Origin of the sequence: Bacillus sp. HY001, from assembly GCF_007558965.1 — a bacterium.
Taxonomy (GTDB): Bacteria; Bacillota; Bacilli; order Bacillales; family Bacillaceae_G; genus Bacillus_A; species Bacillus_A mobilis.
In genome coordinates this window covers 18098-31007 of sequence record NZ_VLTE01000041.1, presented here as the reverse complement: position 1 = coordinate 31007, position 12910 = coordinate 18098, and the positions used below count along the sequence as shown (strand labels likewise).

At 35.1% G+C, this 12910-nt stretch carries 9 protein-coding genes, 11 tRNA genes and 1 pseudogene; 20 read left to right on the top strand and 1 reads right to left on the bottom strand.

Features of this window, described 5'->3' with window-relative positions; genetic code table 11:
- Positions 1–16: 16 nt before the first annotated feature.
- From FOT98_RS19880 to FOT98_RS19835, 10 genes are all read left to right on the top strand, one after another.
- Positions 17–92: transfer RNA gene (locus FOT98_RS19880), tRNA-Asp, on the top strand.
- 9 nt (positions 93–101) lie between these two features.
- Positions 102–177: transfer RNA gene (locus FOT98_RS19875), tRNA-Phe, on the top strand.
- A gap of 18 nt (positions 178–195) precedes the next feature.
- Positions 196–271 (top strand) — tRNA-Thr (locus tag FOT98_RS19870).
- Positions 272–281: 10 nt separating this feature from the next.
- Positions 282–365 (top strand) — tRNA-Tyr (locus tag FOT98_RS19865).
- Positions 366–372: 7 nt separating this feature from the next.
- Positions 373–446 (top strand) — tRNA-Trp (locus FOT98_RS19860).
- A gap of 19 nt (positions 447–465) precedes the next feature.
- Positions 466–541: transfer RNA gene (locus FOT98_RS19855), tRNA-His, on the top strand.
- 63 nt (positions 542–604) lie between these two features.
- A tRNA-Gln gene (locus FOT98_RS19850) sits at positions 605–679 on the top strand.
- A 5-nt stretch (positions 680–684) separates the two neighbouring features.
- A tRNA-Gly gene (locus FOT98_RS19845) sits at positions 685–759 on the top strand.
- A 14-nt stretch (positions 760–773) separates the two neighbouring features.
- Positions 774–844 (top strand) — tRNA-Cys (locus tag FOT98_RS19840).
- Positions 845–854: 10 nt separating this feature from the next.
- Positions 855–936 (top strand) — tRNA-Leu (locus FOT98_RS19835).
- A gap of 169 nt (positions 937–1105) precedes the next feature.
- On the opposite strand, the gene FOT98_RS19830 is transcribed toward FOT98_RS19835, so the two are convergent.
- Positions 1106–1426 carry a DUF3884 family protein gene (locus FOT98_RS19830; protein ID WP_063263520.1) on the bottom strand — a complete coding sequence of 107 codons (321 nt, stop codon included), beginning with the start codon at positions 1424–1426 and terminating at the stop codon, positions 1106–1108.
- A gap of 351 nt (positions 1427–1777) precedes the next feature.
- On the opposite strand from FOT98_RS19830, the gene FOT98_RS19825 reads away from it, so the two are divergent.
- From FOT98_RS19825 to FOT98_RS19780, 10 genes and pseudogenes are all read left to right on the top strand, one after another.
- Positions 1778–2497: a YebC/PmpR family DNA-binding transcriptional regulator gene (locus FOT98_RS19825; protein ID WP_000532956.1), complete on the top strand. Its 720-nt coding sequence runs from the start codon at positions 1778–1780 to the stop codon at positions 2495–2497.
- Between the two features lie 149 nt (positions 2498–2646).
- Positions 2647–3086, top strand: a pseudogene (locus FOT98_RS19820) (NUDIX hydrolase).
- Between the two features lie 482 nt (positions 3087–3568).
- Positions 3569–4345, top strand: coding sequence for a transglycosylase domain-containing protein (locus tag FOT98_RS19815; protein ID WP_000664703.1), 777 nt, complete (start codon positions 3569–3571; stop codon positions 4343–4345).
- Between the two features lie 187 nt (positions 4346–4532).
- The gene (locus FOT98_RS19810; RefSeq protein WP_000841317.1) at positions 4533–5183 is read left to right on the top strand and encodes a DsbA family protein; all 651 of its coding nucleotides are present in this window, start codon (positions 4533–4535) and stop codon (positions 5181–5183) included.
- Positions 5184–5297: 114 nt separating this feature from the next.
- Positions 5298–5371 (top strand) — tRNA-Gly (locus FOT98_RS19805).
- A gap of 199 nt (positions 5372–5570) precedes the next feature.
- On the top strand, positions 5571–6713 hold the full coding sequence (gene queG / locus FOT98_RS19800) for a tRNA epoxyqueuosine(34) reductase QueG (protein WP_063263519.1): 1143 nt from the start codon (positions 5571–5573) through the stop codon (positions 6711–6713).
- Between the two features lie 44 nt (positions 6714–6757).
- Positions 6758–7645: an amidase domain-containing protein gene (locus tag FOT98_RS19795; protein ID WP_063263518.1), complete on the top strand. Its 888-nt coding sequence runs from the start codon at positions 6758–6760 to the stop codon at positions 7643–7645.
- Positions 7646–7703: 58 nt separating this feature from the next.
- Complete coding sequence (gene trmL, locus FOT98_RS19790; RefSeq protein ID WP_000538149.1) at positions 7704–8192, top strand: tRNA (uridine(34)/cytosine(34)/5-carboxymethylaminomethyluridine(34)-2'-O)-methyltransferase TrmL; 489 nt, start codon at positions 7704–7706, stop codon at positions 8190–8192.
- 128 nt (positions 8193–8320) lie between these two features.
- Positions 8321–10390 (top strand): sensor domain-containing protein, encoded by a 2070-nt coding sequence (locus tag FOT98_RS19785; protein WP_063263517.1) that lies wholly within the window; start codon positions 8321–8323, stop codon positions 10388–10390.
- A gap of 393 nt (positions 10391–10783) precedes the next feature.
- Positions 10784–12679, top strand: a complete 1896-nt coding sequence (locus tag FOT98_RS19780) for a PrkA family serine protein kinase (protein WP_000353281.1) — start codon at positions 10784–10786, stop codon at positions 12677–12679.
- The last annotated feature ends 231 nt before the right edge of the window (positions 12680–12910 follow it).

Genomic DNA, 12910 nt, shown 5'->3' with positions numbered 1-12910 from the left:
GTCCCCGCAACCAAATGGTCCCGTGGTGTAGTGGTTAACATGCCTGCCTGTCACGCAGGAGATCGCCGGTTCGACCCCGGTCGGGACCGCCATTTTAATAAGGCTCGGTAGCTCAGTCGGTAGAGCAGAGGACTGAAAATCCTCGTGTCGGCGGTTCGATTCCGTCCCGAGCCACCATTTATCTTAATAATATACGCCGGCTTAGCTCAATTGGTAGAGCAACTGACTTGTAATCAGTAGGTTGGGGGTTCAAGTCCTCTAGCCGGCACCATGTAAGTTTCGGAGGGGTAGCGAAGTGGCTAAACGCGGCGGACTGTAAATCCGCTCCTTCGGGTTCGGCAGTTCGAATCTGCCCCCCTCCACCATTTACATAGGGGCATAGTTTAAAGGTAGAACTGAGGTCTCCAAAACCTCCAGTGTGGGTTCGATTCCTACTGCCCCTGCCAAATATATTTACACAACATGGCGGTTGTGGCGAAGTGGTTAACGCACCGGATTGTGGCTCCGGCATTCGTGGGTTCGATTCCCATCAGTCGCCCCATTTTTATTTTAAAAATTACAAATAATCTAATGGATACTTACATATAATTAAGTAAGAAATCAATGGGCTATAGCCAAGCGGTAAGGCAACGGACTTTGACTCCGTCATGCGCTGGTTCGAATCCAGCTAGCCCAGCCATTTTTGCGGAAGTAGTTCAGTGGTAGAATACAACCTTGCCAAGGTTGGGGTCGCGGGTTCGAATCCCGTCTTCCGCTCCAATAAAATTTCATATGGCGGCATAGCCAAGTGGTAAGGCAGAGGTCTGCAAAACCTTTATCACCGGTTCAAATCCGGTTGCCGCCTTTTCTTTTGTGCCGATGTGGCGGAATTGGCAGACGCGCACGACTCAAAATCGTGTTCCTTCGGGAGTGTCGGTTCGACCCCGACCATCGGTATCATGAACGGCGTAAAAAACTCTATACTAACTGTATAGAGTTTTTTTTTGTTTTCTTCGCGTGACAAAATAAGCACAAAAAGTGTGCGGAAACATTAAAAGGATAAAAATAAACATTCATTTTTATCCTTTTAATTCCGGTATTCTATACAATATTCCCTTCAAGCACTCTAGAGCAAATTTCTCCACCCCGGTGACATGAAATTAAATCCGACAGCGCCAGTAGATATTAGTACATTATCAACGGTTAAGTTTGTAATTTCTAAAAACCTCTTTTTAAACTCTTCTTTGTTGTACTTGTACATGGTTGAGCGGCACGCCCACATGTGCGTTGAAGTACTCAACCAGTCCCCTAATTCCTTTAATTCAGGAAACGACTCAAATTGAATTGGTTCATCTAATTTCATAAATCTTATTTGATAGATAGTTGGGTTTAACTTCTCTTCAATTCCTTTAAGACCATGTTCTTTTTTCTCATTTGAATGTGTCATAATTCTCCCCCCATCTTCCCTTCAAATTTTTTCCTGTTTTTATTATACAAAGATAGAAAGTAATTATGGTAATATTATGGAAATTGTTATCAAAGATATAAAAAAACTCTAACAGAAATGTTAGAGTTTTTTTGTTAAATTGTGCTATGTGCTTCTAAAATTCGTAATAAACGTAGGAATTCATGTATAATATAACTTGTCGAAAGAACAAAATGATAGTGATTTATATTATGTCTGTAATATGAATCAAAAATGAACTTTTTATATTTCTTTTAAAAATGTGTTGAATACACATTATATTTCATATTAATATTTTTATGTAGATTTAAAACGGGAAAGAGAGTGGAAAGTATGGGTCGTAAATGGAATAATATTAAGGATAAAAAAGCATCAAAAGATGCAAATACAAGCCGTATATACGCGAAATTTGGACGTGAAATTTATGTGGCAGCAAAGCAAGGTGAGCCAGATCCAGAATCAAACCAAGCGCTTAGAGTCGTATTAGAACGTGCGAAAACATACAATGTACCAAGAACAATTATTGATCGTGCAGTTGAAAAAGCAAAAGGCGGTTCAGAAGAAAATTATGACGAGCTTCGTTATGAAGGATTCGGACCAAATGGATCTATGGTAATTGTAGATACACTTACAAATAACGTAAACCGTACTGCAGCAGATGTACGAGCTGCATTTAGCAAAAACAGTGGTAACATGGGTGTAAACGGTTCTGTAGCTTACATGTTTGATGCGACAGCTGTTATCGGTCTTGAAGGTAAAACATCAGATGAAGTTCTTGAAATTTTAATGGAAGCAGATGTAGATGCACGTGATATTCTTGAAGAAGAAGATGCGGTTATCGTGTATGCTGAACCTGATCAATTCCATTCTGTACAATCTGCACTTAAAGATGCTGGTGTTGAAGAATTCACAGTTGCAGAATTAACAATGCTTGCACAAAGTGATGTAGAACTTCCTGAAGATGCTCAAGTACAATTTGAAAAAATGGTTGATGCATTAGAAGATCTAGAAGATGTGCAACAAGTTTACCACAACGTAGACTTAGGAGAATAATCCGATAGAAGCCCCCTGTTCGTTTAACGGATAGGGGGCTTTTTTTATGAGGTTAATTAAGTTGATGAATTAGTAAAGGTATTTTGTTGTAGACAGGGAATATGCTTATAGGGATATGTGAAATAATCATTATTGCTAGGAGGCTTAATATGGAATATAAAACACCAAAGCATATCGTTGCCGTAGCAGGCTATTTAACAAATGAAAAAGGTGAAGTGTTATTGGCTAAAGTACATTGGCGAGCGGATACGTGGAAGAAGGAGAAGCGCTCGATAAAGCAGTTTGTAGGGAAATGTTTGAGGAGATGGGTTTGACTGTGAAGCCGCTTGGAGTTACAGGTGTTTACTATAATGCTTCTATGCATATTTTATCTGTTGTTTTTAAAGTCGCATATGTGAGCGGTGAAATACAAATTCAGCCTGAAGAAATACAAGAGGCTAAATTTGTTGCTTTAAATGAAGAGAACATAGATGAGTACATAACGCGTCCTCATATGAAATCCAGAACGATTGATGCGATGAGAGCGACACATTTTATTCCATACGAAACGTGGGAAGTGCAGCCGTATAATTTAATAGCTAGATTATAAAGAAAAGGGTAGCTGGTTTGAGATACAATCAAATCACTACTCTTTTTTGTATACTGTTTAAGAAAAAGGTCAAAATAATAATAGTGCTAGTATTGATTTTAAGAACGTTTGTTCTGTATAATGTATGATATATTGTATACATTTAGATTACTAGATACTTACAAATATATATATTTGTAGATGATATAATGAAAATAGGGTGTTTTAATAGGGAAGTATAGGCTTAAGGTATACTCTACTATTGGTTTAGCATACTCTATATTCAATATTTCAGATGAATAGTAGATAAAAAAAGACTGTGATACAATACTTTTTTACCCCGTTATTTGCCGGACAGCCCGATTGGGGAGGGCTGATTAAAGTTTCACTTTATACCTTACAATGATGTAAGGTACGTGTAAGAGAAATCGATGGGATGTTTTTTTACAACAAGGTATTCTTAAAGTAAGAGTTATACGCTGTGTGGAAAAGAGGTGTTCAAGATGAAAGAACGAGTATTATCTAGGGTGAACTATCATCAAAAAGTTGCATTAAATCCAATGACTAAATTCTTTTATAAAGCCATTATTTTATTATTATTGTTAAGTTGTACGTTATTATTCGTTGGAAATGTAATGATCGAGCAAAGTGATATTAGTAAATTACATGTACCGGCTAAGTTAGAGGTGCCAGAATCATTAACACATGCATTTATTGCAACAGAAGATAAAAGGTTTTATCATCATAACGGTTTAGATTATATAGCGATTGTCAGAGCGTCTGTTGAGAATATAAAGGCTGGTGGTGTTGTGCAAGGCGGAAGCACAATTACACAGCAGTTATCCAAAAATGCTTTTTTAACAAATGAACGTACATTTTCTCGTAAGTGGAAAGAGATTTTCTATACGAAAAAAATTGAACGCACATTTACGAAGGATGAAATTTTAAAATTGTATGTAAGCAATATTTATTACGGAGAAGGAGCATGGGGAATTGAAAAAGCGGCAAACCTTTACTTCGGTAAAAAAGTAAGCCAATTAACGCTGGCTGAAAGTGCAATGATGGCTGCTGTAGTAAAGGCACCTGCTTATTACTCGCCTGCACAAAATTATGATAAGGCCGTAGAGAGACGAAATGTCGTTTTGAGATTGATGGAGAAAGAAGGCTATATCAATCATGATGAGTATGTGCAAGCAGTTAGTGAGAAGTTAGTCATTCGTCATGATATCAAAACAGAGCAGTCGATGTTAAATAATGCGCGTGAAAAAGCAGTAAGCTAAAGGAAGTTCCTACATAGGAGCTTCTTTTTTTGAATAAATTGTGACAAAAGGCGACACAATATTGTCACAAATGTTCTGTTTTTGTAATTTATGTGAGCGTGTTCATTGCGTGACGCATATAAGTGTTGATATTATGTGTATTGTGTACAATGCTGTATACAGAATATGAATTTAAAGAGGAATGTATATGAAATCAAACAAACTCATGGCTCTTGGTATAGTTTTTTCTATCGCAGTATTGATTGTAATCGGAACAATTGCGTATAGCATCATAAATGACAAAAAAGATAAAGGGAATGAGATGTTTGCTTATTCCACACAACAATCTTTAGGGAAAGATGATGCACCAGTTAAGGTAGTTGAATTTGGAGACTTCAAATGTCCTGCGTGTCGTACTTGGGATGTAACAGTATTACCACGATTAAAAGAAGAGTATATTGATAAAGGTAAAGTGCAGTTATATTTTATTAACTTCCCGTTTATTGGAAAAGACTCTGATTTAGGTGCAGCAGCTGGTGAAGCAATTTATAAACAAGATCAAGATTCATTCTGGACTTTCTATGATGAGATTTATCAAAGTCAAAAGAAAGACACGGAAGAATGGATTACAGAAGAATTACTTCTTAACATTGTGAAAGAGAAGCTTCCAAAAGTTGATGTAGAACAATTTAAGAAAGATTTACACAGTAAAGAAATAAAAGAAAAAGTACGTAAAGATTCAGATCGTGCTCAAAAATTAAAAGTTCAAGGTGCTCCTTCAGTATACATAAACGGAAATCTTGCAAACCCTGATTTCGATAGTATGAAGAAGGCGATTGATAAAGAATTGAAAAAGTGATGAGCTACTCATCACTTTTTCGACTTTTTTCGATAAAATTCTTGCTTCCGTTTTTTTAACATGCTATACTACTTTACATAAGTTATTCTAATATCTTATATTTATTTCATATTTGCGGGTGTAGTTTAGTGGTAAAACAAGAGCCTTCCAAGCTCTGGTCGAGAGTTCGATTCTCTTCACCCGCTCCAAATTTTATTAAATATTTTTCTATAAATTGTGATCAACGCAGTGTTTCGTTTCTAAGATAAACGAGGCATTGCGTTTTTTAATGTTTGAAAAAGATAATTGTATGCGAAAATAGAAGTAAAGAATAGTATTCCAAAAGTGAATTACTAACCAATATAGTCGTTACATAAGGGATGGATTCATCTGAGGAGGCGATTAAGAATGGATTTTGAACAATTAAAGCAAGATGTAATTGCGTATAGTAAAACAATTGGTATAGATAAAATAGGCTTTGCTAGTGCTTCACCATTTGAGGAATTAAAGCAGCGCTTAATCCAGCAGCAACAATTAAATTATCAATCTGGATTTGAAGAGCCTGATATAGAAAAGAGAACGAACCCACAGCTTCTACTACCTGGTGCAAAATCAATTATTGCGATTGCATTAGCGTATCCTTCAAAATTAAAAAATGCACCATTAAGTAAGCGTGGAGAACGCCGCGGGATTTTTTGTCGTGCTTCTTGGGGACAAGATTATCATCTTGTTTTACGAGATCGTTTGCAAAAATTAGAAGCATATTTAATCGGAAAACTTCCCGATATAGAAGTTAAGTCAATGGTTGATACGGGAGAGTTAAGTGATCGAGCTGTTTCGGAGCGTGCCGGTATTGGGTGGAGTGGTAAGAATTGCGCTATTATTACACCCGAATTTGGTTCGTATGTATATTTAGGAGAAATGATTACAAACGTTCCATTCCCACCAGATCAGCCAATAGAAGATCAATGCGGGAGCTGCACGAAATGTATTGATATTTGTCCTACAGGTGCTTTAATACAAGGAGGACAGTTAGACTCGAAGAAATGTATTGCATTTTTAACACAGACGAAAGGATTCCTACCGGAAGAATATCGTGATAAAATAGGAAACCGTATATATGGATGTGATACATGTCAGACTGTTTGTCCAAAAAACAAAGGAATGGATTTTCATAACCACCCTGAGATGGAACCGGATCCTGAGTTAGTTAAGCCGCTATTAACACCACTTTTAACAATTAGTAATCGTGATTTTAAAGAGAAATATGGAATTATGTCTGGTTCATGGAGAGGTAAAAAGCCGTTGCAACGAAATGCAATTTTGGCACTTGCTCATTTTAAAGAGGCATCAGCAATTCCTGATTTAATAGGTGTTATGAAAGATGACCCAAGACCAGTACTTCGCGGAACGGCAGCATGGGCACTTGGGAAAATTGGTGGAGATGGCGTGGGCGAAGCCATTGAAAAAGCAATGCAGCGTGAGAAAGATGAAGAGGTTCTTCATGAAATGAATCGCGGACTTGAATTGTTAGCGCAGAAAAAAGAGTAGATAATATCTCCCTTTTTCATATTGTAATATGGGAGGGAGACGAAATGGTTGTAAAAATAAATATTGAAAAGCAAGTACAACAATTTTTAGCCTATATAACAGAAAAAAGAACAAATGTAGAGGGGATTGCTGAAGATTTATTCCAGATAGCACAGAGAAAGAAACAATTGTTTCAAAAGCGTAATGCACATATAGTGAAAGCAACTGCGGACATTTCTTTCATGAGACAATTAAATAATAGCAATCATCAAGAAATTGATTATCAAATACATTTTAAATATTTAATTAAGCATAAAGAATTATTTTATATCGAAGAGGAACAACTAAAACGAAGAGTTTGTTTAAATAATAGCCGGATAATAGGTGATTATGCTATTGAAGTGCCAGAAGCAGTTGGCATGAGTGAGACGTTAGAAAGAGAAGTTATAAAAGAGAAGTATGGTTCTTATCAGTATAATCGTTTAGAGGCAGTTAAATATGCAGAGCGTTGGTGGGATGATCGAAACCCTGTATATCGTAATTTCCCTGATAATTGTACGAATTTTATTTCTCAATGTCTTCATACTGGAGAAGTACCAATGAATGGATATCCTAATATTCGTAAAGGATGGTGGCAAAGGGAGAATCAGTGGAGTTGGAGCTGGGCTGTCGCACACTCTTTTTATTGGTATTTATCAGGTTCTACAACAGGGCTTCGAGCAGAAGCGGTAGAAAGGCCAGAGGATCTTATTCTTGGTGATGTCATTGCTTATGATTTTGAGGATGATGGTAGGTGGAATCATACGACGATTGTAGTAGCAAAAGACGCAGATGGTATGCCACTTGTAAATGCACATTCAGCGAATAGCCGTCGGCGTTATTGGAACTATGAAGATTCTAGTAAATATACACCACAAATGAAATATAAATTCTTTCACATTATTAATGGGTAGAGATTTTTCGCTCAAGTGGTATAATACGTAGTAGACAAAAAATAGAGGTGAATATCGCGTGGGAGTACATGTTGTTTTATATCAACCAGAAATTCCAGCAAATACAGGGAATATTGCTCGTACTTGTGCAGCAACTGGAACAGAATTACATTTGATTAGACCGCTTGGATTTTCAACGGATGATAAAATGTTAAAGCGTGCAGGATTAGATTATTGGCAGCACGTGAAAGTTACGTATTATGATTCAATTGAAGAATTTTATGAGAAAAATAAAGACGGTGAATTCTTCTATTTAACAAAGTATGGCGAGAAAGCTCATACAGCGTTTGATTATAGCAAGCGTGAGAAGGATTACTATTTTGTATTTGGAAGAGAAACAAACGGCTTACCAGCTAATGTAATCGAAGAAAATTTCGATCATTGTTTACGTATTCCAATGACTGATAAAGTGCGCTCATTAAATTTATCTAATACAGCAGCTATTTTAATTTATGAAGCATTCCGTCAACAAAATTATCCAGGATTAGATTTAGAAATTGTTTATTAAAAGTCGCCATATGGCGACTTTTTTTCTAAAAATAAAAATAATATATAGTCATACATTTAAAAAAGGGTACATATTCATATAGAATGGGGATATATGAATAAAAATAGATTAGACGGGTTGAGATAAATATGAAGGAACAATATAGTAATCAAAATACCTTTTTAAGTATGATAGATATGGATTTAATAAGAAGAGGATTATTACATGCTATTCAAGATTTAGTATTTATTGTGAAAGTTATGGATGATGAAACCTTTAAATATATTTATGTAAATAAGATAGGTATGGATTATGCGAAGCTAAGCGAAGAATGTTATGGAAAAACGTTCGCTGAAGTATTACCGGAAGATACGGCGGAAATATTACAAGTGCAATATGCAAAAGTAGCGAGCGAAGCGAAAGCACATACCTTTTGTGATGTAGTTAGTTTACCAACTGGTAATTTACATTATGAATCTTCACTTAATCCTGTATTTGATGAAGAAGGAGTATGTCAGTTTATTATTTGTATTACGAGGGATATTACAGCTCAAATTGAGGAGAAGATTGAAATAGAGGAAAAACAAATGCTATTTAAGTCATTACTAGAATATAATAATGACTCCATTATATCTATAGATTCTATAGGTAGAATTACATATGCAAACCCAGCGACGTATGAAATATTTGGATACCGATATGAAGAATTAAACAATAAATTTATTTTTGAATTTATTAATAAAGAATATGAAAAAGATTTCCAAATTATATTTAAAGGATCCATGCAAGGAAAAGCGAAGCAAATTGTTTCAAAGAAATATGTTCATAAAGAAGGGTACGAGCTCTATATTTCTTTAAGAACTATTCCAATTATTGTGAACGGGGAAATTGTCGGGATATATATTGTTACGAGGGATGTTACAAGGCAAGTATTAAATGAGATGAGAACGGAATATTTAGCTTATTATGACCAGTTAACAGGATTAATGAATAGAATTTCATGTACAAATAAGTTAAATGGTTTTTTAAATGAGAAGATAGATTTTGCGTTTATTTTTATAGATTTAGATGAATTTCATCTTATTAATGATACTTTTGGCCATAAAGAAGGAGATAAAGTATTACAAAAAGTTACAGAATGTTTAAGCAGTTTTAAAATAGACGGTATGTACTTATTTAGAGAACACGATGATCAATTTGTTATGTTAATAGAAAATATCACGAAAGAACGTGTAGAGGTAGTTGCAAAAAGCATACTAAAAAAGATTAGTGAACATTTTGTAATCGAAGAAGAGGACGTGTATTTAAGTGCGTCAATCGGAATTGTAATGGCTCCAACAGATGGAGAGGATGAAAAAATATTATTCCAAAGAGTTGATGCTGCTTTGGAAAAAGCAAAAGAAAAAGGAAAAGGACATTATTATTTTTATTGCAATGGATTAGATTGTGAACGTGAACAAAGATTTATAATAGAAAACCAATTACATCGTGCTATAGAAAAAAACGAATTCTTCTTATATTATCAGCCACAAATGAATATTGACACGAAAAAAATAGTTAGTATGGAAGCTTTAATAAGGTGGGAGAATAAAGAATTAGGATTTGTCTCTCCCAATCAATTTATTCCGTTAGCAGAAAGAACAGGATTTATTATTAAGCTTGATGAATGGGTAGTAAATGAAGTGTGTCAGCAAATACGTGAATGGTTAAATAAAGGATATGAAGTGGTCCCGATTGCAGTTAATATTTCAGCCAGGCACTTTCGTTCTATTACACTAATAGAGATGATTACACGAGCGTTATATAAGTACAATGTACCAGCTCATTTATTAGCAATAGAGGTTACAGAAGGAGCCCTTATACATAAAGACATATCGAAAAGAGTATTGCTACAATTAAAAGAACAAAATTTAAAGATTCATTTAGATGATTTTGGGACGGGATATTCATCTTTAAGTTATTTAAAAACGTATCCAATTGATACTTTGAAAATCGATCGTTCTTTTATGGAAGGTATACATGTAGATGAACGTGATACGAATATTACGGCTGCGATTATTCATTTAGCTCATACTTTGGAATTGAATGTAATTGCAGAAGGAGTAGAAAAGGCAGAACAAATACAATTTTTGAAGGAAAAGAATGTGAAGTTTGTACAAGGTTATTATTATAGCAAACCACTATCAAAATACGATGTGGAAAATGTGTATTATAAATAATTCATAAAAAAAAGTGATGTGCCAAAAGCACATCACTTTTTATGTGTACCGGGTTTATCATTGTAACCAGATGTAAAAATAGCTGTAAGAAATGTGAGTGATACACCTAAAATTAATAATAATTTCATACTAATATCCCTCCTAATTTTTCAGTTTATGAATCTTAAATATGAATCGAAATGTATGTAAGGTTCTTGGAAGAAAAGAATTTATTTAAAATGAATAGCGGTGTAAAATCTTTAATACCTATATTATACAGAATTTTCTTTGAATTTTGGAGAGAATTTTATTGCACTACTGTATATTTCATTTTGATTTAAAGAATGTTTGAGGACATCCTAGCATACCTTTTATAATAATCCGATTGAACAAGGAGATGGGGGAGGAGCTATAATGGATATTCTAAAAAAAATTGAACAGCATCGAGAAGCAGAAGAACGCTTACAATGGGAAGGTACGTTTGCGGAGTATTTAGAGCTTGTGAAGGAAAGACCATGGGTGGCTCAAACAGCACACTCTCGCATTTACAATATGATAAAAGATGCTGGAATTGAAGAGGTAGATGGTAGAAGAAAGTATAACTTCTTTAGTAATCAGCTATTTGGATTAGAGGATGCTTTAGAACGTCTTGTAGAAGAATATTTTCATCCATCTGCAAAACGATTAGATGTTAGAAAACGTATTTTATTATTAATGGGTCCTGTTAGTGGGGGGAAATCAACATTAGTTACGATGTTGAAACGAGGATTAGAAACATATTCCCGAACAGATCGAGGAGCAATTTTTGCAATTAAAGGCTGCCCAATGCATGAAGATCCACTTCATTTAATTCCGCATCATTTACGAGATGATTTCTTTGATGAGTATGGAGTTAGAATTGAAGGGAATCTATCACCACTAAACGTTATGCGCCTAGAGCAAGAATATGGTTCAAGAATTGAGGATGTAGTTGTAGAGCGTATTTTCTTCTCAGAAGATCGCCGTACAGGGATTGGTACATTTAGCCCGTCTGATCCTAAATCACAAGATATCGCCGATTTAACAGGTAGTCTGGACTTTTCAACAATCGCAGAATATGGTTCAGAATCAGATCCACGAGCATATCGCTTCGATGGAGAATTGAATAAGGCAAACCGTGGGATGATGGAATTCCAAGAGATGTTAAAATGCGACGAGAAGTTTTTATGGCATTTATTATCGCTTACGCAAGAAGGGAATTTCAAAGCGGGAAGATTTGCGCTTATTTCAGCAGATGAATTAATTGTAGCGCATACGAATGAAACGGAGTATCGTTCTTTCATAGCAAACAAGAAAAATGAAGCATTGCACTCAAGAATTATTGTAATGCCAGTTCCATATAATTTACGAGTGAGTGAAGAAGAACATATTTATGAAAAAATGATTCGTGAAAGTGATGTATCCAATGTGCATATTGCACCGCACACACTTCGCGTTGCAGCAATGTTTACGATTTTAACTCGTTTAAAAGATCCGAAGCGTCCGGATATTGATTTAATTAAAAAGATGCGTTTATATGATGGAGAAACAGTAGAAGGTTATAACGCGATTGATGTAGAGGAGCTACAACGTGAATATCAAGATGAAGGTATGAAAGGTATCGATCCTCGTTATGTTATTAACCGAATCTCTTCTACAATTATTCGAAAAGAGGTACCATCTATTAACGCATTAGATGTACTTAGATCGCTAAAAGACGGGTTGGATCAGCATCCGTCAATTAGTAATGAAGATCGAGAGCGTTATATGAATTTCATCTCATTAGCGAGAAAAGAATATGATGAAATTGCGAAGAAAGAAGTACAAAAAGCATTCGTGTATTCATATGAAGAATCAGCGAAGACACTTATGGATAATTACTTAGACAACGTTGAAGCATATTGCAATAAATCAAAATTACGTGATCCATTAACAGGTGAAGAAATGAGTCCAGATGAAAAGCTAATGCGCTCAATTGAAGAGCAAATTGGAATTTCAGAAAATGCTAAGAAAGCATTCCGTGAAGAAATTTTAATTCGCATTTCTGCTTATGCGCGTAAAGGAAAACGCTTTGATTATAATTCACACGAGCGTCTTCGCGAAGCGATTCAGAAAAAACTATTTGCTGATTTAAAAGATATAGTGAAAATTACAACATCAACGAAAACGCCAGACGAAAATCAGCTTAAGAAAATCAATGATGTTGTTGCACGCCTAATTGATGAGCACGGCTATAATTCTTCATCTGCGAATGAATTATTACGCTATGTAGGTAGCCTGCTAAACCGATAGTTTGATAACAAAACGCTGTCTCTTGTATTTTGCGGGACAGCGTTTTATTATCCATTCATATGTGTAAAGTGTCATACCTTGTCCAAATATAATAAATTAAGATGCAATTTCATGAATTTATTGTCAATTATTTTTACAATATGCATATGATAGAGTAACCAACCATTCATACGAAAAAAGCCAACACAATACAATATGTTGCAAAGTGTAAATGTGTGCAACTATGCATTG